29 protein-coding genes and 2 pseudogenes are annotated in these 25,150 nt (G+C 60.0%); 11 read left to right on the forward strand and 20 right to left on the reverse strand.

The genetic code is table 11. From position 1 onward, the window contains the following. Positions 1–110: 110 nt before the first annotated feature. From ACVILL_RS21400 to ACVILL_RS21430, 7 genes and pseudogenes are all read right to left on the reverse strand, one after another. Positions 111–392, reverse strand: a pseudogene (locus ACVILL_RS21400) (IS66 family transposase); the annotation flags it as partial. A 47-nt stretch (positions 393–439) separates the two neighbouring features. Continuing rightward, on the reverse strand, positions 440–787 hold the full coding sequence (gene tnpB, locus ACVILL_RS21405; protein ID WP_165124204.1) for an IS66 family insertion sequence element accessory protein TnpB: 348 nt from the start codon (positions 785–787) through the stop codon (positions 440–442). Continuing rightward, complete coding sequence (gene tnpA, locus ACVILL_RS21410) at positions 784–1,185, reverse strand: IS66-like element accessory protein TnpA (RefSeq protein ID WP_166205105.1); 402 nt, start codon at positions 1,183–1,185, stop codon at positions 784–786. Before tnpA ends, tnpB begins: the two co-directional genes overlap by 4 nt. Positions 1,186–1,342: 157 nt before the next feature. After that, positions 1,343–1,939, reverse strand: a complete 597-nt coding sequence (locus tag ACVILL_RS21415; RefSeq protein WP_456730855.1) for a hypothetical protein — start codon at positions 1,937–1,939, stop codon at positions 1,343–1,345. Positions 1,940–2,088: 149 nt separating this feature from the next. Next, complete coding sequence (locus ACVILL_RS21420; protein WP_456730856.1) at positions 2,089–2,343, reverse strand: hypothetical protein; 255 nt, start codon at positions 2,341–2,343, stop codon at positions 2,089–2,091. Positions 2,344–2,347: 4 nt separating this feature from the next. After that, positions 2,348–3,070, reverse strand: a complete 723-nt coding sequence (locus ACVILL_RS21425) for a recombinase family protein (RefSeq protein ID WP_456730857.1) — start codon at positions 3,068–3,070, stop codon at positions 2,348–2,350. Between the two features lie 128 nt (positions 3,071–3,198). Continuing rightward, on the reverse strand, positions 3,199–3,993 hold the full coding sequence (locus ACVILL_RS21430; protein WP_456730858.1) for a DUF6615 family protein: 795 nt from the start codon (positions 3,991–3,993) through the stop codon (positions 3,199–3,201). 772 nt (positions 3,994–4,765) lie between these two features. On the opposite strand from ACVILL_RS21430, the gene ACVILL_RS21435 reads away from it, so the two are divergent. Further along, on the forward strand, positions 4,766–6,586 hold the full coding sequence (locus ACVILL_RS21435) for a DEAD/DEAH box helicase family protein (RefSeq protein ID WP_456730859.1): 1,821 nt from the start codon (positions 4,766–4,768) through the stop codon (positions 6,584–6,586). Here ACVILL_RS21435 and ACVILL_RS21440 read toward each other — a convergent pair. The 4 genes and pseudogenes from ACVILL_RS21440 to ACVILL_RS21455 form a co-directional block, all read right to left on the reverse strand. Then, positions 6,577–7,017, reverse strand: a complete 441-nt coding sequence (locus ACVILL_RS21440) for a very short patch repair endonuclease (RefSeq protein ID WP_456734323.1) — start codon at positions 7,015–7,017, stop codon at positions 6,577–6,579. The two genes, ACVILL_RS21435 and ACVILL_RS21440, sit on opposite strands and share 10 nt — an antisense overlap. 102 nt (positions 7,018–7,119) lie before the next feature. After that, the gene (gene istB / locus ACVILL_RS21445; protein WP_456727991.1) at positions 7,120–7,881 is read right to left on the reverse strand and encodes an IS21-like element helper ATPase IstB; all 762 of its coding nucleotides are present in this window, start codon (positions 7,879–7,881) and stop codon (positions 7,120–7,122) included. 14 nt (positions 7,882–7,895) lie between these two features. Continuing rightward, a pseudogene (gene istA, locus ACVILL_RS21450) lies at positions 7,896–9,439 on the reverse strand (IS21 family transposase). A 216-nt stretch (positions 9,440–9,655) separates the two neighbouring features. After that, positions 9,656–11,305: a DNA cytosine methyltransferase gene (locus ACVILL_RS21455; RefSeq protein WP_456730860.1), complete on the reverse strand. Its 1,650-nt coding sequence runs from the start codon at positions 11,303–11,305 to the stop codon at positions 9,656–9,658. Between the two features lie 773 nt (positions 11,306–12,078). Here ACVILL_RS21455 and ACVILL_RS21460 point away from each other — a divergent pair. From ACVILL_RS21460 to ACVILL_RS21470, 3 genes are all read left to right on the forward strand, one after another. After that, positions 12,079–12,399 (forward strand): hypothetical protein, encoded by a 321-nt coding sequence (locus ACVILL_RS21460; protein ID WP_456730861.1) that lies wholly within the window; start codon positions 12,079–12,081, stop codon positions 12,397–12,399. Between the two features lie 232 nt (positions 12,400–12,631). Next, positions 12,632–12,958, forward strand: a complete 327-nt coding sequence (locus ACVILL_RS21465; RefSeq protein ID WP_456730862.1) for a hypothetical protein — start codon at positions 12,632–12,634, stop codon at positions 12,956–12,958. A gap of 182 nt (positions 12,959–13,140) precedes the next feature. Then, positions 13,141–13,821 (forward strand): AAA family ATPase, encoded by a 681-nt coding sequence (locus ACVILL_RS21470; protein ID WP_456730863.1) that lies wholly within the window; start codon positions 13,141–13,143, stop codon positions 13,819–13,821. A 224-nt stretch (positions 13,822–14,045) separates the two neighbouring features. Here ACVILL_RS21470 and ACVILL_RS21475 read toward each other — a convergent pair whose 3' ends face one another. Both ACVILL_RS21475 and ACVILL_RS21480 read right to left on the reverse strand, forming a co-directional pair. Continuing rightward, a complete protein-coding gene (locus tag ACVILL_RS21475) occupies positions 14,046–14,192 on the reverse strand; it encodes a hypothetical protein (RefSeq protein WP_456730864.1) in 147 nt (48 codons plus the stop codon). Positions 14,193–14,383: 191 nt separating this feature from the next. Next, complete coding sequence (locus tag ACVILL_RS21480; RefSeq protein WP_456730865.1) at positions 14,384–14,680, reverse strand: DUF4282 domain-containing protein; 297 nt, start codon at positions 14,678–14,680, stop codon at positions 14,384–14,386. A gap of 297 nt (positions 14,681–14,977) precedes the next feature. On the opposite strand from ACVILL_RS21480, the gene ACVILL_RS21485 reads away from it, so the two are divergent. The 6 genes from ACVILL_RS21485 (at position 14,978) to ACVILL_RS21510 (ending at position 19,649) form a co-directional block, all read left to right on the forward strand. After that, the gene (locus ACVILL_RS21485; RefSeq protein ID WP_456730866.1) at positions 14,978–16,168 is read left to right on the forward strand and encodes a hypothetical protein; all 1,191 of its coding nucleotides are present in this window, start codon (positions 14,978–14,980) and stop codon (positions 16,166–16,168) included. 44 nt (positions 16,169–16,212) lie between these two features. Continuing rightward, positions 16,213–16,500, forward strand: a complete 288-nt coding sequence (locus ACVILL_RS21490; RefSeq protein ID WP_456730867.1) for a hypothetical protein — start codon at positions 16,213–16,215, stop codon at positions 16,498–16,500. A 366-nt stretch (positions 16,501–16,866) separates the two neighbouring features. Then, entirely contained in the window at positions 16,867–17,643 is a 777-nt protein-coding gene (locus ACVILL_RS21495; protein ID WP_456730868.1) for a hypothetical protein, read from the forward strand. Positions 17,644–18,391: 748 nt separating this feature from the next. Then, positions 18,392–18,850: a MaoC family dehydratase gene (locus tag ACVILL_RS21500; protein WP_456730869.1), complete on the forward strand. Its 459-nt coding sequence runs from the start codon at positions 18,392–18,394 to the stop codon at positions 18,848–18,850. Continuing rightward, positions 18,851–19,333, forward strand: coding sequence for a MaoC family dehydratase (locus tag ACVILL_RS21505; protein ID WP_456730870.1), 483 nt, complete (start codon positions 18,851–18,853; stop codon positions 19,331–19,333). A gap of 172 nt (positions 19,334–19,505) precedes the next feature. Next, positions 19,506–19,649 carry a hypothetical protein gene (locus tag ACVILL_RS21510; RefSeq protein WP_024584466.1) on the forward strand — a complete coding sequence of 48 codons (144 nt, stop codon included), beginning with the start codon at positions 19,506–19,508 and terminating at the stop codon, positions 19,647–19,649. 102 nt (positions 19,650–19,751) lie between these two features. Here the strand turns inward: ACVILL_RS21510 and ACVILL_RS21515 are convergent, their stop codons facing one another. The 6 genes from ACVILL_RS21515 to ACVILL_RS21540 form a co-directional block, all read right to left on the reverse strand. Continuing rightward, positions 19,752–19,889, reverse strand: a complete 138-nt coding sequence (locus tag ACVILL_RS21515; protein ID WP_456730871.1) for a hypothetical protein — start codon at positions 19,887–19,889, stop codon at positions 19,752–19,754. A gap of 231 nt (positions 19,890–20,120) precedes the next feature. Then, on the reverse strand, positions 20,121–20,540 hold the full coding sequence (locus ACVILL_RS21520; RefSeq protein WP_456730872.1) for a hypothetical protein: 420 nt from the start codon (positions 20,538–20,540) through the stop codon (positions 20,121–20,123). 154 nt (positions 20,541–20,694) lie between these two features. Continuing rightward, entirely contained in the window at positions 20,695–21,660 is a 966-nt protein-coding gene (locus ACVILL_RS21525) for a hypothetical protein (protein WP_456730873.1), read from the reverse strand. Between the two features lie 223 nt (positions 21,661–21,883). Then, the gene (locus ACVILL_RS21530) at positions 21,884–22,318 is read right to left on the reverse strand and encodes a nuclear transport factor 2 family protein (protein WP_456730874.1); all 435 of its coding nucleotides are present in this window, start codon (positions 22,316–22,318) and stop codon (positions 21,884–21,886) included. A gap of 207 nt (positions 22,319–22,525) precedes the next feature. After that, entirely contained in the window at positions 22,526–22,786 is a 261-nt protein-coding gene (locus tag ACVILL_RS21535; protein ID WP_456730875.1) for a hypothetical protein, read from the reverse strand. A 126-nt stretch (positions 22,787–22,912) separates the two neighbouring features. Continuing rightward, on the reverse strand, positions 22,913–23,356 hold the full coding sequence (locus ACVILL_RS21540) for a nuclear transport factor 2 family protein (protein ID WP_456730876.1): 444 nt from the start codon (positions 23,354–23,356) through the stop codon (positions 22,913–22,915). Positions 23,357–23,657: 301 nt separating this feature from the next. On the opposite strand from ACVILL_RS21540, the gene ACVILL_RS21545 reads away from it, so the two are divergent. Then, positions 23,658–24,032 carry a DUF1236 domain-containing protein gene (locus tag ACVILL_RS21545; RefSeq protein WP_456730877.1) on the forward strand — a complete coding sequence of 125 codons (375 nt, stop codon included), beginning with the start codon at positions 23,658–23,660 and terminating at the stop codon, positions 24,030–24,032. A gap of 141 nt (positions 24,033–24,173) precedes the next feature. Here the strand turns inward: ACVILL_RS21545 and ACVILL_RS21550 are convergent, their stop codons facing one another. Further along, positions 24,174–25,010 carry a hypothetical protein gene (locus ACVILL_RS21550; protein WP_456730878.1) on the reverse strand — a complete coding sequence of 279 codons (837 nt, stop codon included), beginning with the start codon at positions 25,008–25,010 and terminating at the stop codon, positions 24,174–24,176. Between the last annotated feature and the right edge of the window lie 140 nt (positions 25,011–25,150).

Here is a 25,150-nt window from a genome sequence, read left to right on the forward strand (position 1 = left end):
GATCGCGCCGTCGCCGGGCTCGTAACTCAGGTCGGGCTACGCCCTCCCTGCGTCACGAGCCCGGCGAAGCTCTCTCATCCTGATTGACGCTCCACTTCCATCCTGATTGCCGCGCCGCACTCATCCTCGCTCGCCGTGGCGACGAGGTCTTCGAGCTCCAGTTCCAACTGCTCGAGCAGCCGCGCCGTGCGCTCGGAGCGCTGCCCGTACAGTTCGCGTTTGAGCTTCTCGATCCGCAGCTCGAGATGCGCGACCAGCGCCTCGTTGTTCGACAGCTCCGCCTGCGCGCTGGCAGCCATCGCCTCAGCTCGCAGCCGCGCCTCACGCTCGGCCTGCAGCGCCGCCAGGGCACTGACAAGGTCCGATGGAAGATCGTCCGGCTTTGATATCACGAAGCCATTGAATCAGATCAAGCAGCAGATTCAAACCTGCAAAACGACTAACCGACCCGCGTCGGACGCTGGGTTTCTTGAGGGTTGCGCCAATCGATCCCGGACAACAGATAGCTCAATTGCGCCGGAGAGATCGTTACCGATTCACCGGCAACCGATGGCCAGATGAACCTTCCTCTCTCGAGTCTTTTGGTAAACAAGCATGCTCCCTGGCCATCGTGCCAGATCATCTTCACAAGATCGCTGCGGCGACCGCGGAAGACGAACAGATGACCGCTGAGCGGGTCTTTGCGCAACACCTCCTGCACTTGGAGTGCCAACGACGGAAAGCCTCTGCGCATATCCGTGTAGCCTGTCGCGAGCCACACTCGCGCGCCTGTCGGAACCGGGATCATCGGCGCACCAGGGCATCGAGAACTCGCCGCAGCGCGTCTCCATCAACGTCACCGTCGACCCGGATGCGGTGTCCGCTACCGAGATCAATCTCGATGATGCCCTGGCTCCTCCGTCGACGCGCCGGCGCCGTCGTCAATGGCGCTTCGGCCACATCCCGCGGCGGCACAGACGGCCCAATCTCGACCGGCACCAACGGCGCTACACTCGTTTCACCGTGCTTGCAAAGCTCTTTGCGCCACCTGAACAGCTGGCTCACATGAAGGCCGGCCATGCGAGCCACCTCGGAAACAGTGGCTCCGGGCTCGAACGATGCTGCAACTAGCCGTTCCTTCTCATCCTGTGACCACCGACGCCGCCGCTCGACCGATGTGATCACCTCTGCCCGCGAAATCGTCATAGCGCTTCTCCTAGGATTACCCCTAGGACCTGCAGCGCTCGCGTCCGTCAAACAAGGCGGCCCTCAATGGAGGGATACCTTGCCAAATCTGGCGGTTGGCTTCCGCTTGGGTGGCATCTGCTTCCAATGATGGTCGGGCGATACTCGCGGATGCTGTTCACGGTTCCTCCGGCGGGGTCTCCGAGAAGTAGATGCTGGTCAGATCACCATCGCCATAGCGTGGCTTGATGAAGCCCGCCTCGATGAACTTCAACCGGCCGCTCTTCAAGTCGGCCTGCAGCGCCCAGTATGCGGCCTCGGGCAGGTAGGCGGAGAACAATGCTCTATCTTTGCCGAGCCGCATGTTGAGTAAGAACGGCCTTTCCGGAACGGCCTGACCCTTGCCAATGCGCGGCCAGCGCTCTTCGTCAGGATCATCGACGCGACCATACTGGCGGGAGCACATGAGCGAGCAGGTCACTTCCTTGCCAAGGTGCTTGGGCATGTTGGGCGTCATTGCAACGATGCCGCAGAGCACATCAGTGATGGCTTCGTCCGAAACACCGTCGCCGTGTCTTCCCACGTAGTAACTCACCTTGACCGATTTCACAGTCGCGAGCAGTGTGTGCCCGGGCTCCGGCGGTGGTTTGCGCTTGCGTCTTCGTTCCTCTTTCACCACGTCCTCGCTTTCTCCAACTCCTGCTGTTGTCATCTCGGCGGCGGCCGGCCTCTTAAAGCCGAGCAGTTCGAAATCGGGAGGGGTGGGTCGGCTCAAGTTAGGATCCGGTGTCGCCGGAGAGGCTCATCTAGGGAGCCTCAATATGATGCTTACCCGCTGTGCCCCACGAGCCAGAACGCGACCGCGCCGAACACCGCAGCGGCCATAGGGGTCTCGAATGAGACCGCGACGGTCTTCAACGCGCGTTAGCCCTTGTTATCCACAACGACCAGTGTTGCCTTAAAGCACTCGTTACACACGGGCACCTGGAGATTTCCTGTTCCATCATTGTCGGTCGCGTCCTCATACCAGCGCGTAGCAGCGGCATCACATCTCGCGCACTGCTGATCCTCTACGGTTATCTCGCGGATAAAGGCGGCGATTGCTTCCTCGCGTGTCTCGTATACGCCCACCCACAAGGCACGGCCCTCATTCGAAATGATGTTCATCATGCGCTTCATGTGCTCAGTCCTCTTTCTTTTTTCCACTGTTGCGCTCGCGCTTCTCAAGACTCAACATGAGCTTGATCGCCGTGGCCGCGTATGGCTTCCCGGTCTTAGTCGTGTGACCGGCCTCTGCAAGCGCGGCTGAGACCTCGCGGAGCGAACGCCTACCCCCCTTGGGGCGCGACCGGGCCAATCTCCGCGCAAGCTCAACTGTCTCAGGCCGCTGCTCTGCGATGGACTTGCGGCCCTCGACCTTCAGACCCGTTCTGCGCTTGCGGTCTCGGGCGCCCTTGAGCTTTGCGACTAGCATTGCCTTCTCAAACTCAGAGACAGCGCCGAGGACCTGTCGGATCAAGCGCGCAGTGGGGGTGTCATCAAGGAATGACGTTGGGCTGTCCGCTGCGATAAGCTCGATGCCCCGCGTCCGCAGCATCGCATAACCAACTTCCTGGACCATAAGGTCCCGGGCAAATCGGTTGGTTGTCTCCACGATGATGGTTTTGGTGCCGTTCGCCTCCAAGGCCTCCAACATCTCGCCGAACCCCGGCCGTGTGTCGATAGGATCGGAGCCCTTCACCGCCTCATCGTGGTAAGTGCCAACCAGCTCAATGCCCGCGCGCTTCGCAAAACCCTCTATCGCCTGAAGCTGCCTGCGCCCGCTGTCCTTTTCTTCCCCAATGTTGGCCGCTGACGAAGTCCTGAGATAGGCAAATGCCTTAACAGATTTAGGTGGTTTTACCACGGTTTGCCCTCAGAAAACGTATCTTATTCCTGAGAATTAGATACAGGAGCCGTTGCGTTCAAGCGCCGGTTGGGAATCCCTTGCATGCGCTTTTGCATGAGTTTGGAAGGATCGATGCGGTGTTAGCTTCAGTCGCGCAAGTCTCGGAAAACCACCAAGCCCGCCACTTCTTCTGGGGTCTCACTCTCTTCTAAGAACGATGGGGGCGGTTGATCCCTCACATCTGTCTTTCTGTTCTGGTCCCCGATGTGCATTAGTCTCGCAACTCGCTCGGGGAGGGCGCCAAGCTTCGGCGCCGCCCCGGCTTTCCGTTCGTTGACGAATTTGGCCGCTGCTGTCGGCAGATCGGAAGTCGCCGCGTGGCAGACGAGGGCATGCCATGGTTGCATGAGGGGCTTTAATGCTTTGAGCTGGTCCGAGCCTGACTTTTTGATCTCGTCGGGAAACGCGAAAGCGCAACCCCAAAAGCTCGGAGCGCGATAGCCTTGGTTACAAGGATCCGGCCCGCCGAAACTCACGTGTGAATGCTGGAAACTGTAGAAACAATACAAGGGAAAAGCACCGGCCTGTTGCGCGTGATTAACCAGCTTATCCAGCTGCTGGTAGGGGTGCTGTCCGGCCTTTTTTAGAGCGCGATATGTCCCATCTTGATAGAGGCGCTTAGCCTGTATGCGGAAGCAGATTCCCTGATTTTTGTGAACTAGCCACCATTCCCAGTCTGCGCCGTGTTTGTTCTCAGCAGGCTTCGTGGCTAGATCGATAACAATATCCTTTTGTTGATGCGCAGCGGCGATGTCGAAGAGTGCGCACTCCGTGATTGTTTCCTCGCTGAGGGAAATCCCGAGCCGAGCTGCCCTTCGCATTCGATTCCATACGATCCCTGCTTCCTTGCGGAAGGTCTCACAAAGACAAAGCTTGGGCATGCTCGCTCGCCGGGCACTACTTTAGAACTAAATGGGTTGTGCCATGGGTGCCACACACTAGCAATAGTTGTGCGGTGGGTGATATCGTTCGTGAGAAACAAAACTATTGGCACAAAGCTTTTTTGCGGGGAGGGGATGAGGAGGCCAGTCCTTCTAAGGGCCATCTACCATGAGCTAAGAAGCACCTTGGGGCCAACCGCGACCGCGGGTGAGGTCCTGCGGCTCGCACACGTGTTGCTCAGGGCATATACAGATGATTTGCCGCCTGATGCTGATCCTGGGTACGAGACACGGCGGGGCTCAAAACCTTTCGGATCGTTGCCCGTCGATGAAGCGATGCAGGACGGGGGCTGGCGGGTTCTGGAATATGAAAACCACCTGATGCTGTCCCTGTGGGACCGTGATATCTCGACTTTAGCGAAGCTTCGTCCCCTAATTGAAAAGTACCTTGGTCCCGAATGGCAACATCAACAACCGACGGGTCGGCTCTCGCCATCAGTGCCGCTCGCGAACACCTCCTCTCAGGAAAGCCCCTAACGCGATTAGAAGCCCTGGTACTGTTTGGGCTATCGAATCTACCAGAGCTTGTGTACGAAATGCGAAAGAAGCAGGGTTTTATCGTTAAGTCCCGCAAGGTCACATATGCCGCAGCAATGGTACGAATCAATGAGCATGCGGTGCTGAAGCCGCCTCCGAATCTGCCTATTCGAGATATCGTCTTTACGGAGTATTGGATCAGTAGATGAGGCGAAGCTTCTCGCTGAGGCAGCGATTGATCCTTTTGCTGTTGAGCGGAGGGCGTTGCGCCGAATGCGGAGAAAAGCTGTCTCAAGGATTTCACGCTGATCACAAGAAGCCATTTTCGAAGCGTGGGCCCACGGTGACCTTCAATGGGCAGGCGCTATGCGAGCGTTGCAACCTCTTGAAAGGATCTAAGCAGATGCAGCTCAGGCCATGGCAAGTACAAGCGCTCCAGAAGGCCCTGGAGTGGCTGGTCGAGAAGCGCAGCGACAAGCATTTCCTAATCAATGCTGCTCCGGGTGCAGGCAAGACGATTGCTGCCTGTGTGATCGCAAAGAATTTGATCGAGATGGGCGAGATTGATCGGGTCATCGTAATTGCACCCCGCGTCGAGGTCGTAAAGCAGTGGGCTAAGGACTTCTATGCGGTGACTGGCCGTTTCATGGGCCGGGTAACTGGAAGCGACGATCGGATCGACATCGACGTTTGTGCCACTTGGGCGGCCGTGCAATCCTTGCAGGACGCATTTCAGCAGGTGTGCCAAGCCTCACGAGTGCTGATCATATGTGACGAGCATCACCACGCTGCGGTCGAAGCGGCTTGGGGCACAGGTGCGAGTGGTGCCTTTGCCGACGCTCAATTTACCTTGGTGCTAACAGGTACGCCGATCAGATCTGACGGGAAGAAGTCGATTTGGATGGCGTATACTGATCAGGGCCAGATAGATCACCCAGAAGAAGGTACCTACACCTTAAGCTATGGTGAGGCCGTCGAGCTCGGTTATTGCAGGCCCGCAACGTTCCATCGTCATGAAGGCAAGTTCACAGTTGACTTGGAGGACGGCGAAAAGGTCTTTGTCTCAGGAAGGCAAGAGGCTCAGCTCACGCCGACGTTGAAGCGCATTCCCGGTCTTCAAAGAGCGCTCAACTTCTACAAGCTCGCCTGCACGGCCCAATTCGATGCGGACGGCAACACGCCTCGGATCGATGGCTATCAAGGAACCATGCTCGAATGGGCGAGCGCCAAACTGGACGATCTGCGCCTCAGAATGCCGAATGCAGGTGGATTGGTCATCGCGCCGTCAATCGAAATGGCCGAATACATGGTTGCGTTGATCGAGAGGGTCGAGGGCGAGCGTCCGACCATCGTACACAGCCAACTGCCCAATGCGGATAGTCGGATCGATAGCTTCCGACACACGGACAAGCGCTGGCTCGTGTCAGTCGCGATGATCTCGGAAGGCGTCGACATCGCCCGTCTCAGGGTACTCATCTATCTTCCCAATGCATTGACAGAGCTTGCATTCCGCCAAGCCATCGGTCGCGTTGTGCGAACCGCCGGCCCGGACGATGATACGCGTGCGTACGTCGTCATGCCTTCGTTCGATGTATTCGAGGCGTTCGCGCTAAGGATCGAGGAGGAGATGCCCGCGGCTCAACGGAAGGACGTGGGGCCTCCCAAGACGAAGAAATGTCCCTCGTGCGCAAGCGAGATTCAGATAGGCGCCAAGTTTTGTGAGGCTTGCGGTTTCGAGTTCCCACCAACACCTACTCGGTTCAAGCCATGCGGGAAATGCGGTGGCCTGAACGTGATGACAGCGAAGACCTGCCAACACTGTGGCGAGGGCTTCGGTGCAGAGTTCGTGCTGACACTCGATGAGGCCTTGCGTGCGGGCGCCATCGTGAGGGGTATGGATCTGGACGAAGAGGAGGTCCAAGAAGCGGAAGCGATGGCAGGCACGCTCCGAAAGCACGTGCTGACAAGCGGCGATCAAAACATAGTCAGACTGATGAAACAGCTTCCGGAAGAAAGTTGGGCTCGTCTGAAGAAAATTCTAAGCGATCAGCCGTAGCGTTCCGTGCCATGCTTCGGTGGTCCGAGGAAGCGCCTTAACCTCTTACTGACACGGGCCGTGTCCGAGACCTCACACTCCCAGACTACAAGTGTCTTCCAACCTGCCGCTTGGGCTTCTTGCAGGAGACGACCATCGCGCGCTTTGTTGTTCGCGAATTTCCTCTCCCAGAACTCTCGTCGTGAGCTAGGGAGTTTGAAGAGGGGACAATCGTCGTGCGCATGCCAGAAGCATCCATGCACGAGAACTGCCTTCTTACGCTTCGTAAACGCAACATCTGGTCGACCGGGGACGCCTGCTAGGTGGATTCGGTAGCGATACCCTAGTTCAGTCAAAATGCGGCGGACGGCAAGTTCGGGCTTTGTATTCGCCCGCTTAATCTTGCTCATCAGTCGGCTTCTGTGCGCATTCCGATGAAGTCGGCCGTGGATTCCGAGCGAAGCCGGCCGCCTGTACCGATGGAAGCCGGCCGGGGATTCCGATGATCCCGGCCGCCTGCCGAGGCGGGCTCTCGCGACGACGTCGTCATCAGGTCAGTTGGCGGCCTCGTCGTCAAGCGTCTGACGCTTGGCGGCGGCTTTGCGCAGGCTCTCGCCCTTGAGGGTGAGCCTGTGGGCGTTGTGCACGAGGCGATCGAGGATGGCGTCGGCAATGGTTGGGTTGCCGATGAGTTCATGCCAATGCTCGACCGGGAGCTGGCTTGTCACCACGGTTGAGCCGCGGCCATGGCGATCCTCCATCATCTCCAGCAGGTCGCGTTGTTGCTCGGCCGTCATCGAGGCAAGCCCCCAGTCGTCAAGGATCAGGAGTTCCACGCGCGCCAGGGTCCTGAGGAGGCGAGCATGGCGGCCGTCGCCCCGCGCGAGGGCGAGCGCCTCAAACAGCCGCGGCAGCCGTTGATAGAGCACGGAGCGGTTGTCCCGGCAGGCCTTGTGGCCCAAGGCGCAAGCAATCCAGCTCTTGCCGACGCCGGTCGGGCCGATGATGAGCAGGTTTTGATGCCGGTCGATCCACTCGCCGGCGACGAGCTTTTGGAACAGCGGCTTGTCGAGTCCGCGCGGCGCCTTCATGTCGATATCCTCGACGACGGCGTTTTGCCGGAGGCTTGCGAACCGCAACCGGGCGACCAGGCGCTTGTTCTCGCGCTCGGTCGCCTCGCGGTCGACGAGCAGCGCGAGGCGCTCCTCGAAGGCCAGCGCGGCGATGTCAGGCTGTCGTTGCTGTTCGTCGAGGGCCTTCGCCATGCCATTGAGCCCGAGCGCGACGAGGCGCTCGTGAGTGGGATGTGTCAACATCGTCTCTCCTTTCTTCAGTGGTAGTAATCGGTGCCGCGGATGTTGCCGTGTCGGATTGGTGGCCCGTCCGGCGGCTGTTCATTCGCGTAGGCGCGATCGAGCCCGTGCTGCAGGATCGACTTGATCGAGCCGTAGGTGGTCGCGCCGATGTCGTTGCCGCGCTGGCAGGCGGCCTCGATGCGGGCCGAGCCGTAGCTGCGTGCGAGCCGCAGAATGCCGAGACAAGCCCGGAAGCCCTGCTCGGGGTGTGGCTTGGCTCTCATGATCGCCTCGACGAGAGCGATCGTGGCGGGGCCGATCTTGGCGGCTTCTCGTTTGATCCGCGCCGGCGTCCATTCGGCATAGCGCCGGTGCGCGCTCGGCATGTGCTCCGGGATCGTGGTGTGGCGATGGGGCACGTCAGAGCGGGCGTGGCTGGCCACCCGGATGCCCTTGTGCAGGATCTCGATCGTCCTGTCGGTGTTATGCGCGCCTCGAGCTCTTCGCGGATCAGACGTGAGGGCACCGAGTAGTAGTGACCGGCGAGCTCGACGTGATAGTCGGGCGCGACCCGGCACTTCTTCCACTCGGCATACTGATACGGCATCGGCGGTAGGGCTTTGAGCGCCGGCTTGTCGATCTGCGCGAACAGCTCATTGCGGCTCACGCCGAGCTTGCGCATGATCTTGGCGTTGAGGTCGGCGATCGCCTCGCGGATTGCCGCGTTGAGTTCGTCAAGCGAGAAGAAGCGCTGGTTCCGCAGCCTCGCCAGCACAAACCGCTGGACGATTTGCACCGCCACTTCCACCTTCGCCTTGTCGCGCGGCTTGCGCGGACGCGTGGGCAGGATCGCGGTGCCGTAATGCTGGGCCAGCTCCTGGTAGGTGCGGTTGATGCCCGGCTCATAGCGACAGGTGGCGGTGACGCCGGATTTCAGATTGTCGCAGACGATCGCCTTCGGCACGCCGCCGATCGCCCGCAAAGCATTGACGTGCACCGCAATCCAGTCAGCCAACCCCTCCGACCAGCGCGCCTCGGCAAAGGTGTAGTTGGATGCTCCCAGCACGGCGACAAAGACATGGGCCAGCCGCTGCGCGCCGGTAGCGGCGTCGAACACCGGCACCGTGTCGCCCGCGAAGTCGACGAACAGCTTCTCTCCAGGCCCATGCGCCTGCCGCATGGTCGGCGAGATCGTCTCGCTCCATTTCCGGTAGAGATCGCAGAACCGGCTGTAGCCATAGCCGTCCGCGTGCTCCGCGCGATATTCCTCCCACAGCAAGAGCAGCGTCACGCTGCGCCGCTTCAGCTCCCGGTGCACCGCCGTCCAGTCGGGCAACGGCCGCGCCGGCTTCTCCTCGAATGTCGGCGGCGTGAACAGCCGGCGCTCGAGCTCGCCGTCGTCCATCCCTTCCGGCACCGGCCAGGTGATGCCGATCACGGCAGCCCGCCGCAGATACTCGCCAACCGTCGATCGGCTGATGCCGACGGTGACGGCGATCTGCCGCTCGCTCACGCCAAGGGCGTGCCGCAGTCTCAAAACTTCTCGAACCTTCCGCATCGGCGCTCTCTCGGCGGGCATCAGACCTCCCCTTGCTCGGCCGCAAAGGGGGGCTGGTCCGCGATTCGATCGCCGTCTTCGAGAGCGTCAGGCCGGTCTCAACAGGGTGGCCGGCTTCGATCGGAATCGGTGGCCGACTTCCGTCGGAATCGGTGGCCGGGTTGCGTCGGAATCAGTGGCCGGCTTGCTTCGGATTACGCAGCTTCTGTCCTCAATAGAGAGGTGGTCGGTCATCCTTTACCCGGTGGCGCGTTTGCGTCCGCCTGAAGCACGGCCAAACGTTGTTGGTGTGGCCCGAGACAGGCACACATTCGCGGATGAGCCTACGATGAGCCCAGCCAAGATGGTGATCGCGTTCTTCAAGAGCTTGTCCTTGCCTTTGACTTTAGTCCCAGCGGTCTCAATCGTCTCCGACAGGATTTCTTCCGCGAGAGCCGCTTTGGGAAGCAGCAGGGCCTTAACGGTCGCAGCAGTAGCGTTCAGCCGATCCAAAAGTTCGAATGGTCGAACCGAGCTAGGGCCAGTGTGCGTCCAGACACGTTGAAGTTGGATCGGATCAGCCTGTTTGAGATACGAGCGCACCTCAGACAACTCGGAGTTTATTGCATCGCTATATTTGCGTGGCAACCTGCGCAGCAGTTTCTTGAGCAACCTATCATCTAGGTGAACCTCGTGAATGGACTTTGATGTTCCAAAATAGAAGGAAACGGCCCATACAACAGCGTCCTCTTCTACAGAATTTACCAGCTCAAACCGCACGCCGCTCTTGAGCCTCAACTCGGGAATGGAAAAGCGGAACGTTCGGTTCCAGCGATATCTACGAGCAGGCCGATCCGGGAGCGTTATGGGCGGCTTCTCTTGAGGAGGCTTGTGGGTCTCGAATGCTTTCCTGATCGATGGAGGGTTCTCCTCACCTCGGATGGCGGCGCCGATGTAAAATGAAAATGACGGCGGCATTGCGTTGCCGATCATGCGCAGTTTTTCAGAGTAGCGCTGGCCGAAGAACTCAAACGTGATCGGGAAACCTTGGAGGGATGCCCGTTCGCGGAGGGTTAGCCGACGATGCTCTCCAGCCTCATTCCGGATAACGATGCTTTCACGCCCTACGCGGGTGCATGTGGCTGTGATGGTGCGGGCGCTGCGGTCCAATCTATCAGGGAATGGCATCGCGTTGTAGACAGGGTGAAGCAGCTTGCTCGATCGATTTATCCGCACTTCTTCTTCGTCAAGCGGTTCCTCAGTGTAATGTTCCGTAAGTTCGTTCTTCGGCATTGCGAGACCGGAGAGTGGATCTCTTACTCGCTGCTTGCCGAGGGCAGCTACCACGTCACCTAATGTGGGTGATGCCAGCGCGGTGGAATAGCTTCGCAGGAGTTCAAAATCGAAGTTGCCGACGATGCATCGTTTGCGCCGCTGGGGCAGCCCGAACTCCTCCATGTTGAACGTTTCGATCGACATAGGGAGCTTGCTGAACCGTCGGAGCTTACCGCGCGGCCTAAGTTCTTGCTCTATGATCTGTGATACGCGGGGTACGTTCTCCATTGCCCAGAAACGCGGCTTCAAATGACTGACGACCTCAAAGAACAAGGTGATGTCCCTCAAGCCGTCCGAGATGTCGCCGTTGCCACCACGGTTTGCGAAGGAAAATTCAATGCAGGGTGGACTACCCACCACAACGTCGACATCCTTTGGTAAAGAAGCGAAGTCGAACTCGCGAAGATTCACGGTGTGGGTGCGATGCCGGTTGTTCTTTCGGTTGGTGAGATTTGCGAGTGCCGACCGCTCGTAGGAGGCAACCACCTTGATCCCAGACATCTTCAGCCCGAGCGACCAGCCCCCGACTCCAGAATACAGATCGATTGCCCTTAGTGCCTTAGGCCTGCCCATGAATGCCCCCTGAATCTCAACTTACAGCTGTTAGATCCTAAGGACGCGGATGGCGCAAGATCCTGCCAAACTTTTTGCGGGTTCGGGGATATGCGGGAAAGCTCTTCGACGAGCCAGGTGCGGCCGGTCCACGAGGGACTGCCTTAGTGGTCTTGCTAGGTGACGGGATGGGGTGCCCGGTCGACATAGACGGTGAGTCGAGCAAGGAAGTAGCCTGTGATCATGGTCTCATATTCTTCCTCTTGTCCGGCGTGTCGGAGGAAGCGGTAGGTTCACCATTAGCGTTCTGTCGGGGTTTTGGACCACGCCGCGGGCAACAAAGTTGATCTTGGGTCCAACCTTCGGAGCTTGCGGGACGCGATGGTCGCCTCATCAAGGCGCCCCAAAGCCGGGTCGCGTACCTCGTCGGAATGTCGTCGGCAGCGCGCTCCACTGGCCCTCACCACCTACGCTCGGCGGGAGAGTGTGGTTTACGCGGATACAAAACCCGGATACAAAAGGCCCCTGCGAAAGGCGAAATTCTCTAGGCTTATCAACGTTGAAGCTGACGGCTGGCAGTACCCACCCAACTGTACCATCGACACGATCATCCAACGCGGCGTCGCAAGTTCGAGCCATCGCAAGACCTATCCATCGCAAGATCGAGCCATCGCAAGGTTGCCTGCCATCTTCCTTCTCGCCGTTAGCGTGTCATCTCGCCTGCTTGCACTTCCCCGGGGCATCACCCACACTTGGCGAAACGACGACGCCTTCGTGGCACCTTGGGGGGACGCATGGGGACCGCCGGTTTAAGGAGTTTTTCGTTTGCGCTGATATCAGCCGTCGCCCTTGCGGCGCCGGCCAACGGCCAAGGCTACACGCCGGACCAGCAGCAGGCCTGCACGCCGGATGCATTCCGGCTCTGTGGCCCCGAGATTCCCGACGTCGATCGCATCACGGCCTGCATGATCAGGAACAAGGACCAACTCTCGCCGGCCTGCCGCGTGTTCTTCCGCGCCGATCCTGAGCCGCGTGAGACGAGCGAGCGTGCCGAGCGGCGGCCTGCCAAGCGCAAGGTCACCAGGTTGCAAAAGGCGAAGAAGTCCACGGACTGAAATCCGCTCGCTGATCCGGTCCCATCGCGCGCACGCCAGCGCCTTTCATTTGGCGCATTGTCTTCACGCGAACCTGCGTACGCTTCGTGCGAAAAACGCGCGTTGGATCGCGAGGCTGCGATTTCAAGACCGTCATGCGCGACAGACTGACGCCTTGTGACGCTGTCACGCAGCATCATCTGTGGGGCTTGTGTTGTTTGCAGAATCCGTTCCCGCTTGTGGAACGGATGGAGTGAGGCGCGTGAGCGATACCTACCAGCAAGAGATCGACCGGCACTTCGCCTGGTTCGAAGCAAAGCTTCCGGAAAAGCCGGCGCGCTTCGTCGCGTGGCTGCGCAAGCCGTCATCGCGCTACGTGCGGATTCCACTCGCGATCTTCCTGATCATCGGTGGCATTTTCAGCTTCCTGCCGGTGCTCGGACTCTGGATGCTGCCGCTCGGACTCCTTTTGTTCGCGCAGGATGTCCCGTTCCTGCAGAAACCCACGGCGCGATTGCTCGGCTGGATCGAGCGCAAATGGATCGAGCGCGAACGCGCCAAGGCTGCCGAAAAGCGCTAGGCCTTGAGTCAAATCAAACGCTTAGCGCTTCCATTTTCGGTTGCGTCATAAGCGCAGTGTGACTCAAAAAGCAAAATGCACCGGTAATCTTGGCCACTTTGCGGATTGCAAGAAATTTTTTCTTTCGCGAATCAGCGTGCTGATTCATTTTCGCCTTCTGGGGTCAATCTGGAGGCCAACGTATGAACGTGATTGTTTTCGCTTCGCGTAAGGGGGGCTCGGGAAAAAGTACCCTGGCTGCTCACCTCGCCGCGCAAGTGCACAAGGCAACGAAGCCCTGTCTGCTGATCGATGCCGATCCGCAGGGCTCGCTGACTCTCTGGCACAAGCTGCGCGGCACCAACGAACCGGCGATCAAGACGGCGGTGAACTCGGTCAGCGGCATCATTGCCCAAGCCAAGCGCGACGGCATCGAGTGGGTGTTCATCGACACGCCGCCGAACCTGTCGGCCGTGGTCGACGATTCCATCAAGAACGCCACCATGGTGATCATTCCGGCGCGGCCTGGCGTGTTCGACGTCAACGCGGTGCAGGAAACGATCCAGACCTGCCGCTCGATGCGCAAGCCCTATGCTGTCGTGATCAACGGCGCGCCGGCGCAGCGTGACAATGCTGAGAGCCGTATCGTCGCGATCGCCCGCGAAGCGCTGGCGAAATTCCGCGCACCGGTGTGGAGCGGCCAGATCACCAACCGCGCCGATCTTCTGATGGCGCTCGGCCAGGGTGAAGGCGCTCGCGAATATTATGCGGAAGGCCGTGCCGCCGCCGAGATCAACCGGCTGTGGGCCGCGATCGAACGTTCGATCAAGGCGATCCGCGGCACGGCGTCGGCGTCCGGCACGATGCACAAGCAGGCGGCGTAACAACGCCGCTTTGGTTCGAACCGGAAAGAACGCGCGTCTCTCGCGCGTTTTTTGTCGGCCCGTCATTGCGAGCCAACGGGTCGCGCGAACGCGCGCCCGATGACAGGCTCCGCGAAGCAATCCATCTCACCGCATGTGCGGAGCGATGGATTGCTTCGTCGCTTCAGCGCAAAATTGCTTCGCAATTTTGTCGCGAGCTCCTCGCAATGACGGTGCGAGTGGCCTCACGCCACCATCAGCAGATAGAACACGATCACCGGCGCCAGGGTCAGGATCACCGACCAGATGCCGACAGCCCATAAAATATCCTCGGTCGTGAAGCGCGGCCCGCCGGCCGACCTCACGGCAATAAAACCATTCCTCGAATTCACGACGCCCCCGCGTTGGTCTCAAGCGCAATGCGAAAGGCTGATACGCGAGCGGCTTTAAGATCCCTGCCGGAATTTCGCTGGCATTTGCGCGGGGGCGCTACTTCGGATTAACCACGGCCGGGCGGCAAGGCTGTTTGCTAATTCATCAAGCCCGCAGTTCAGTCCCAATCCAATTACCCCGGCGACTGGCCTCAGTGCATGCCTCCGTCCCGGTCGCGGATCGCGCCGAGATGCTCGTTGATCCGGAATACGATCAGGATGAATTCGGCGGCGATGCGCGAGAACACGATGCCGACGAAGACGCTGGCGATCGACGCGAGCAGCTGGATGAAGCCGACGAACGGGCTGATCGCCATTGCCGTGAGGCTCCACAGGATGCCGGAGATCCCGAACAGCACGATGACCGCGATCACCAGCCAGTAGAATGTCTTGATGATCGTGGGCGTGATGAAGCGGTCCCACTGCCAGAGGTCATGCCATTGAAACATTTGAAGAAATCCCCCTAGCTGGTCAGAATCACACCCACCATAATAGAAAAGTGTGTGTTATATCAAAGACTTACTGTTTCGGTTGAGGCGGGTGCGCACCTAACGGATTGCCGAAAATAGCGGCTATATTCAGGCTCTTGTAGGGAGATATCGCTGCGGTGGTGGAGCCGACTCATCTGCTCGTCTAAGATGCACCAGAGGGCAGAGGGCGAATGTCCTTGCCAATGAGCGCGCCAAGCGGGTGCTGAGCAGCTCGTAGGACTTCCACTTACGGCAAATCGCCCAAGGATATTGTTCGTGCTCGGCAACTGCATAATTCGCACCCCCGTCGGAGCCGATGCTCGGCTCGATGTGGGCGTCCTCTGCGAAGCCCTCTTATTCTTCTCAAAAACTCATGTTGTGCTCGATCTAGGCACGCTCCGGCTGTTCACGGAGAACGGATTTCTTGATGACTTCATTGAGATGTTGGAGCGCGGATATGTTTCAGCAAGCTTCATGCCCGATACGCCGGTACTATTCTCAGAGAGCACAGGTGGACTCCGCCAGCACTTTTTTACGATGTTTCGAGTCGTGTCGGACCCGCAGCATGGACCGATTCAACGGCCCGCCGACGCGATGCTCCTTCAACTCGGGCGTTCTTTGGGAGATCGAGGAAAAGCTAGAAGCTACGTTCGCCGTTTGAGCAAACACTTGTCGTTTAGGAAGCCTGATGAGAACGGAGATTTAGTTGTTAAGGCTGTCGATGATTTATCTGACCCAGCTTTTGCAAATGCGATTGCACGGATGAGCTTGGAAAGATTGGGCGTGCCACCTAGCGAAATAGGTAAATTCAGTGCGCGGATTTTTCCAACCGACAAGAACAAGTTTGCCATCCATACCGACATAGATTTCGAGCGCCTTCGCCAGTTCGTATTGGCTACTGAGCCGACCTTAGGGCCAAATCATCTTTTCCCAGCCGTAGGTGATGCACGCCTCGATATATCTCTGGCAGCTGAGCATAACGCCGCCTTTATCGGAAACGAAGGCAATCGCCGCATCGTTGAAATGATACTCAGCAAGGCAATCGGAGCTGCCGCGCAGACCGATAGAGTGCCAAGAGCCGTATATGATTTCGTTTCGTTGGATGCGCCCACGGTTCGTGAGGTCATAAACAGCGGTGAGCGGACGCCTCGCGAATTCATTGAGTTGCTCGGCAGCGCAAGCTCATTCAAGAAATGGCTGAACGAACAGAATCCCGACAAGGACTTGATTCAAGAGATGCTGCGAGAAAAGACCAAGAGCGGTTGGCTGGAAGCTCTGCCGGTAAAAGTCGCGCGGTTTGGGCTTTTTAGTGCTGCCGGATTTTTCTCGGACATGGCAATTCCAGGCTCTAGCGTTGCACTTGGCGCCGTTGATAGCTTTCTTGTTGGCAAGTTGATCAACAACTGGCGTCCTCATTTTTTCGTGGAGAACAAGTTGCGTGGATTCTTAGATGCCCGGAGAAACTGAGCTTGAACGCGATTGGCTGAACAACATGAATCTGCGAGAGGTCGATGTTTGGTCTGTTTAGTGCGCTGAAATGGAATAGCGATCCTAATCAACAAAGACTGGCACTGATAATTCTGGACGCCGCGAAATATGATGTTTCGCGGGGAGCCAGCGGCAAGCTTGTTAATATCCGCGAAATGTTCACCTTTACCCAAGGATGTGGGTGGGACGACAAAGAGGCGTCCAATCGATTTATCCACGCGGTGTCTATGTTGAAACCGATGGTCGATCCGGCAACTTTCAAAGCGGCCAAAGAAATCGGCCAAAATCTCTATAATGCTTACAGAGCTTAGAATACGGGGAAGCTAATGAAAGGCATGGCCGTCGTAGCTATCGTTCTATGTTGCACATCGTCATCCGCATTTCCGCAGATGACATTCAAAGATCTTCCATCCTACTGTACCGCAATGAGCGAAGCGTCCTCAGTGACTCTGCTCGCTCGGACGCAAGGAGTGCCGAGATCGCAAGCAGAATCGCTTATGCAAGGGATGACTGATCCTACGTCCATCCGCTTGGTCAAGGAGGTCATCGATTTTGCTTATTCTCAGCCAGCGGGCACCAGCATCGACACCATGCGGGCTGAGCTACGCAATCGGTGTCTCGCCAGAAAGATTTTTGTGCAATGAGCTTGTGACCTTCTGCTTCTGTAGGTTTGGATCATGGGTTTCTTTTCTGGGCCGTCCAAGTACGTGACTGTTCGTATGGGCCAAGGAGTTGCGAGCATCATCTTGCAATTGAGAATGTTGGATCAGCTAGACCAGGCAGCCAGAAACGAAATCTTGAACAGAATGAAGGCCGAAGGTGCTCCTACTTCGATGGATGAACTCATCTCGTCAGCCGGATCAGTAATTCGCGAGCACGAGATGGGGTCGTGGAAGAAAGCCCAGTTCTTGGGCGCGATTCGTAGTACCTTGATCGGAGCGGGAATGTCGGGGGCTGATGCCGCATATCTGACAGGCATGATCGAGCTTTCTAGAGGTCTCGCCATTCCCTTCCCCCACACGAAGCGAGGGCTAGCCGAACCGCCGCCACCTCAAGTGTCGCAAAAAGATCAGCCGTCTGAGGAGCCAAAGCAGAACACGGAGGGTGTTCAAAGGCCACGCCACGACGACAATGTCGGGACTGACGATGCGGATGCAAAGCTGACCAAGTTGATCGAGAACAACATATTGGTCGCCAATAAGCACGCGGAAGCAATGCGGGAGAAAACAAATGACGAAGCCCGCGACTACGTAAGAACGATATTTGAGACAAACGACGTGGTTTGGGGTGTGTGGAATGATCCGCGCGATGGTGTCGGCATGTTCCCGCTGAAAGGTGATGCGGTTCTTAGGAGAGCAATGGCTGGGGCCGGGGTTACAGATTTGAAGATGTCTGCCGTTATCTGTAGCGCCGAGGACGGGTTGGCGGCGCGGCGGCGAGAGCGCGGCGAATAGTTAGCGCCGTTGTGGTGTTAGCAATCCGATCTGCGTAAGGTGTTCAATGAGCCAATCCTGATAGAATGGATTGCGCCTACCTTTTCGCGCTACCCTGAACTGCCGCTTGATGTCGGCCCGTTGCTCTGGGCAAAGGGAAGCTAAGCGCTCAAGCGCAGCAATACGTAGCTTGCGATGACGAGCGGCTTTTTCCTTGCCTTGTCTTACCCGCTTCGATTGCGCGGCACGAAGTTCTTTCTGTTCGCGCGGCGTTAGTGGAGGTGATGGCGCAAAAAGGGGAACGTCGATTAGCTTACCAGTCCTGACGTTATATCGTCCGACAGTGAACAGTTTTTCAGCGCGACTACCTTCGTTCTCTTTAGGTTCCTTGTTCAATGGGGCCGGGACTGATGAAGCGGTCCCACTGAAAGAGATCCTGGAAATCGAACATCATTGGTTCTCCCGGCCAGCCGAAATATGATTCGCGTCTCGTTCATCCTACTGCGTCACCCCCGGCGCGATCACTTCATCCCGGGAGCCTGCGGGGAGGCGTCCGTCGGGACGAGGCGCTTCGCCGGGCCAATGGTTCGTCACGGCGCCAAAGCGCCTCCGCACCACCGGGATCGATACCGCAGAACCCCATCCGTCTCGCCTGTGGCGAGCCCCGGACCGGGCGCCGGCAGTCCAGGGGCGAGCTATGCGAGTGGGCCGGTTGTGATTGCCGCAAATAACGGCCACAATCGGGCTTCCCTCCGGCTATCCTCACCCAATGACCACGCTGACCTTCGAAGACTTCAAGCCCGGCCGCTTCGGCACGTTCGGGCCGCGCCATGTTTCGCGCGAGGAAATCCTCGCCTTCGCCGCCGAATTCGACCCGCAGCCGATGCATCTCGACGAGGAGGCGGCGAAGAAGTCCATGCTCCGCGGCCTGTCCGGCTCGGGCTGGCATCTCGGCTCGCTGATGATGCGGATGCTGTTCGACGGCTTCATCGGCCGCACCGCCTCGCTCGGCTCGCCCGGGGTCAACGAGATGCGCTGGGTGGCGCCGCTGCGCCCGGGCGACGATTTGACGCTGGACGTCGACGTCGTCGAGGCGCGCGTCTCGAAGAGCCGGCCCGAGACCGGCATCGTCACCTTCAAAGGCACGATCCGCAACGCGCGCGGCGAGATGCTGTGCGAGATGGAGTCGCCGATCATCATCAGTCGCCGGAACGGTGCGAGCAGCTAAATGCGTTTCTTTGAAGATATCGAGATCGGCGCGCGGCGCGAGTTCGGCTCATTCACCTTCACGCCCGAGGACATCAAGCGCTTTGCCGCGCAGTTCGATCCGCAGCGCTTCCATCTCGACGAGGAGGAGGGGCGCAACTCGCTGTTCGGCGGGCTTGCCGCATCGGGCTGGCATGTCGCAAGCGTCTGCATGAAGCTCCTGGTCGCAGACGGCAAGCGGCTCGCCGCGGAGGCCGCCGCGCGCGGCGAGACGGTCGCGGTCTGGGGACCTTCGCCGGGCTTCCGCGAACTGCGCTGGATCCGCCCGGTACTGGCCGGCGACACCATCAGCTTCACCAACCTGGTCGAGACCAAGCGGACGTCCGAGAAGCGGCCCGAATGGGGCATCCTTCAGGCCCGCAATACCGGCGTCAATCAGCGCAACGAGGTGGTGTTCTCGTTCCTCGCGACCGCCTTCGTGCCGCGCCGGAATCCCGGTTCCTGATGTTGCCCGCGCGCCTCTCATGTTGCACGGACGCCATGGTTGGCAGCTAGTTCTGCTGCCGGCTGAGTTGTGCGTTGCGTGGAACTCATTTTTTGCTAACGCATTTTGAACCTTTGTCCCTGCTCTATGGTTTGAGGGCACGGACATTCGGGCAAGTACGACTGGGGATACCATGGCAGATCGCAGCGCGCTGAAACTCGTCGGCATTATCTTCGCGACGGTAACGCTGGTGGTGATGCTGGCGACCGGCTTGGTCGTGAAGGGCTTTGCCGACGGCAATTATTCCTTCGAGACCACCGCAAGCATCGACCGCTGAGCTAGCCGTCTGTAACCGCAGGCGCTCGCGGAGCGCCCGGTGCGCGCTTGCGTCCTTCCATGTGATCTGCCGGCAGGTCGCGTCACACTTCTCCAGAGACCATTATCGATTCCAGATCAGCACCATCACGACGGTCGCGGCTGCAAGGATGCCGACGAAGCGGATCATGATCGTGCCGATGCCCTGCCGCGGCTGGCGCAGCGGAATCGGGTCGCCGTTATCGGGCCGGACGCTCTGCATGAATTTCTTCTCCAAATCGATGCCCCGCAATGCCTTGGTCCGGACTGCAATTCCGGATTTGGACGCGGGCGCGGCATCTAAAGTTGAAATCGGTTTCTGCAAGAATTGACGTCGCGGAGTTTATCTCGCGCACGATAACGAATCGTTCTGTGCTGAAGCAGGTGCGCAAAGCGAAGCCGCCGCTTCCCGGTCAGGAGGCGGCGGCCAGTCAGTGTCGGAAACCGTTCGGGATCAGCTGTTGCGCAGGCCGTCGGCGGCGCGCTTCCACTGCGAGACGTTGTCGGCGATCATGCGCGTCGACTTCATCGCGGCCTGGCTGAGCTGGGCATAGCCGGAGATCTCGCGCTGGACGCGCTGGCCCTCGGCATGCAGCAGGTCGCGCAGGCTCTCGAGCTCGCCGATCAGTTTCTCGATCTCGGCGAGCGAGGTGCCGGCGACGCGCTGGATCAGCGAGTTGACGTTGCTGACGGTGGCGTCGCCGTTGGTGTCGGCCGGCGCGGTCTCCGGGCTCGCCACCGGCCGGCGCAGATAGGCAATGTCGTTGCGCACGAAATCGCGGATGCCGGCTTCGACCTCCGAGACCGCAGCGAGGTTGGTGTCGACCTCGGAAGTCGCCTCTGTGGCTTCCTCGGTCCGGTTGGTGGCGTTCATCGGCTTTCCCCTGGTTCGCAATAGCGAAGCGCGGCGTGTCCCCCGCACGACGAATTGATGAAGTTACGGACCTATCAGTGCCGCCGAATTTGACCGCATCTGGGCCAAGTTGGGGCAATGCCTGATCATTAGCGCGACAGGGCTAACAGATCGTTCACCATGAGCGCTTGTAGCCGGCGCTGATGCTCTTGCTGGTCGTGCCCTGTGCGGTCTCGCCGACCGAGCCCGAGACGGTGACGCCGTCGAACAGCTTCTGTTCGGCGCCGATCCGGCGCAGCCATTTGTCGTCGGAGGTCGACAGCGTCTGGCCCGCGGTGAAGCTGGTGCCGGTGTCGTTAACGGACAGCCGTGCTGACTGATCGGTATCGTAGCTGCGCGCCGCGTGGCCCTCGACGCCGGGCACCGGGACCACACCCTGCTGGATCAGGTTGTAGCCGCTCTGCAGCGTCAGCGAATACTGCTCCGACAGCGGCACCGACTTGCTCAGGGAGGTGCCGACCTTGCTCTGGTCGGCGCCCGGATCGACCCGCGCCTCGACCGAGGTCTTGTCCCAGATCGAAGCCACGCCCGGCGCGGACATCGAAGCCCAGGCCGAGCCGCCGGATTGCGGCAGGCTGCCGCCATTGGCGAGCCGCTCCGACAATTGCTCCGACGCCGTCATCGTGCCCTGCCTGGCGACCGTCATGTCGGCGCCGATGCGGGTGTCGAGGAACGGCGAGATCGACTGCTTGACCGACACCGCCGAGGAGCCGTTGGCGTTGGCATTGGTGGTCCAGGACGGATCGTTGCCGGCGACACTGCTGCGCTTGGCCGCGTTCTTCGGCGCCAGCGTGGGCAGGCTGGTGGAATCGGTGTCGAGCTGGCTCCAGTCGAGCTTGCTCTCGTCGATGTCCTTCAGGAGGTCGGCGTCATTGGCATCGGCCGCCGGCTGCGCCTCGTCGGCCGCAGCCTCGGCGGCGTTCTGCGCGTTGTCCTTGGCATTGTCCCTGGCATCGTTCTGGACGGCGGGAGTGATCTGCAATGGCGGGCTCTGCGCCGCGGCCGGAAGCGCGATCGCCATGCTGAAGCCGGCCGCCAGCACCGGCAGCCTTGCCCAGCCAAATCGCAATGTGGAGGTCATTCCCAGCCCGCAAATTCCAGAGCCGCAGCATAGATTTGCCGTGTCGCAGAATTGTGGCAACGGCGCCGCGAAAAGCAAGTGATAGACGCGTGATCGTCATGTCCGGGACGAACGGAAGCGCGCATGGCGCGTCCCCGGGCACGGCCGTTCGGGGCTGGCTGAACGGCCGCCGCTGCCGGGGAGGGGGCCCCGGACATGACGAAGGCGTGAAATCGGGAAGCCGTCAGACCGCGATGCGCGGCAGATGGATCGGGTAACCGACGGTCTGCTCGACCAGGTCGAAACTGTCGACCATCATGCGGAAGCTCGTCAGCTTGCCGGACCTGAACTGCGCGAAATGCGCGATCCTGAGCGAGATCGGCTTGTTGGAGTCGAGTGCAGTCAGCGAATAGCGCAGCATCGAGGCCGCAGAATCCACGCCGAGCATGATCGACTCCCGGTCGAAGCGGTGAACCCGGAGGTTCTCGCCGATCTGCCTGATCACCTCGAGCACGGCGGCCTTGCCGCGGCGCGAGCCGAAGAAGGAAAACAGGTCGATCGGTCCATAGATGGCCCATTCGACCTCGTCATCGAGCAGCGGCTCGATGTCTGCAAGCTGGCGTTCGTTGATCGCGCGATGCAATGCGCGCGAAAAACGCCAGAGGCTATGCTCTGTCATTTTGGTCTCGTCCTGAAACTGGATTTTCAAAGCAAACGAATGGCAGGGGGTCAGCGCCGACGCCCTGCCAGGTTGCTGCACATCGCTATTGCCGGCTGAAATAGTGCGGAACGGCAAAAACGCAAATGACTTTTTTGCAATGCACAATTGCAGCGGTCCTTACCGGAATGTGACCGCCGGCCGCTTGTGACCGCAATTCACCGCAGTTCAGCGGTCGCGCTGCCGCACCGGCTGCCGTTCGATCACGATCTCGGTGTCGCGGATCGCCACCACCGCGAACAGCAGCGCGCCGCCGACGCCGCCGATCGCGGCGCCGAGCGGCATGAAGGTGAAGAACACCAGCGTTCCGCTGTCGAGACCTGAGGTTCTGGCCATTCCGATCCAGGTGAGCCCGGCTCCGATGCCGAGCGCAGCGCCGCCAAGGGCGCCCAGTGCAAGACCAAGCACGGCGAGCAATGCGACTTTCATGGTGATTCCAGCCCCGACCACAACAAGCCCAGAGATTAAGTCAGCGCGCAGCCGTCGAGGTTCAACGCCGGCGGGGGAATTTGCGGGACGGGGCGGGCGGATGCGCTGCCGTGGTCTTCCGGCAGCTTACTCCGCGTTCTGCCCGATCAGCGCCGCGGCGATGTCGCGCTCGAGCACCTGCTGGACGAGGTCGTAGGTGTCGATGATCTCGCGGATCTCGGTGATCCTGCCGTCGCGCAGCGTGTAGAACACCGCGACGTCGAATTGCACCACGCGGCGGTTGCCGCGCTTGCGGAAGAACACGCGGAGCTGGGCTGCGACCTTGTCGCCCTGGGCCACCACGACCGGCGCCTCGTAGCGCATCTCGGAATAGCGTTCGTGGATCGTGGTCCACATCTGGCGCAGCGCGGGCTTGCCGCGGTGCTGGCCCATATGCGGGAGAATGTCGACCGGGGCGTTGGCGAGAAACGCGACGTCGTCGCTGCAATGCTCGAGCGCGCCCTCGATGCCGCCGGCATAATAGACGTCGAGGAAGTTCAGTACGCGCTGCCGGTTCAAATCCCCGCTCATGATCGACTCCGCCGGTTCCATCCGACTCGCCTCGACTTGCCCTGTGACTTGCCTTGGCCCCGCATTGTGAACCGAAGCATCCCACAATCAAACACATGTTTGACGCGCGAAACGCGATTAGGTTCGGCAACCAGGACGTGTATTGTGGTGCAAATTGCACATGGCACGCCGGTCGTGCAGCACGGAACGCGTCTCGAAGACGTGAAGCGCGCCGGGCCGGGTGGCCCCGAATTAATGAAACCTCCGCGCGGACCCCCGGTTGGACTGCAACGGGCGACGCATCCGCTATCAGGAGTTCCTCATGAAGAATGCCATACCGCTTGCGGTCGCCGCGCTGCTGGCGTTGTCGGGCGTGAGCGCCGCCGCCGCCAAACCGATGTCCGGTCATGCCGGCAACAGGATGTCCGCCGCGAGCGATACGTTGCAGCTCTCCGATGCCCAGCAGAAATCGATCTGGAACGACGTCAGCAGTCACGCCTCGAACCAGACCGCGCCGTCGGGCTTCGATGCGACGGTCGGCGCCGCCGTGCCGTCCAATGTCAGCACCCATCCATTGCCGCGCCAGGCGCGCCGCGACGTGCCCGCAGTGCGGCCCTATCGCTATGCCATGATGCAGGACAAGGTGCTGATCGTGAATCCGTCGGATCACAAGATCGCCGACGTCGTCTCCAAATAGCCGATCTGAGCGCGCGCCGCGCGACGGTGAGCCGGCGCTTGAGGCCGGCCGAGGCCTTGAGCTCCTCCGGGGCCGGCCGGAGCACGACGCCGGCTCGCTGTCGCGGCGCGCTTGATCGCAATCAGTCCGCTGTCGCGGCCTTTAATCCGTTGGCGCGGCCTTGCCGGTCAGGAGGTCGATGATGAATCGCTTCTTCCTCTCGGCACCCTCCGGCACGAAGGCCTCGCCGGGCAGCAGGTCGTGGTAAAGCTCCTTCGGTTTCGGAAAGCCTTCGCCGCAGGCGGTGCGGATGGTCTCGTCGTCGGCATAGTCGATGTCGACCGAGACGGTGTAGCGGCGCGGGCCCGCGGCGAGGTTGGAGAGACCGAAATATTTCGGTCTCTCGTTGCATGTCACGACGTTGGCGCCATAGGCGCTGACCGCATCCTCGGCCCTGATCAGAAAGTCGGGTGCGATCTCGATCCGCTTGCCGGCCTTCCTGGCAAACTCCATCCGCGCCACCGCGCTTTCGAGGATGCCCTGGCCCATGTGACCGACCGTGCACACCAGCGCATCCTGCTGCTCGTCCTTGGGGACCACGATGCAGTCGTGGCCCTGCGCGCCGGGCAGGAAGAGCAAGAAACGGGTGGCAAAGCGCGTGGCCGTGCCGTTCTGCTCGAACAGCGCGACGCCGCCGAAATCGGTCGCGTGCGGCTCGCACTCGCTTTCATAGTTCACGACCAGCAGCGCGCGGCCCGCGGCGAGGAAGCGTCCGGCGTAATGCTCCTTGGTCAGCTTGACGTCGCAGGCCCGGCCGCCGGGATAGGATTTCGCCCGCGTGCAGGTCGATCCCTTGATGTTGGCGCTCGCGCAGAATGTGGCGAGCAGCGCGCGGTCGCTGTCCTCGGCGCGCGCTGGGCTGGAGATGAACTGGCTGGCGACGAACAGGATCGCTGCGCCAAGTGCCGGCGCGAGGAAGGCAATATGTGATGTCCGCATGATCTTCAAAAACACTGTCCGCAATGCGGCGGCATTTAGAGCATGATCGAGGCTTGAGCGCAGCGTATTTCTGCCGCGAAGCGGCCGGAACCGGCAGGGTGGCTCGGCCGTTGATGCCTGACAATTCCATTGGAGCTGCA

Source organism: Bradyrhizobium sp. USDA 3364 (assembly GCF_054056355.1).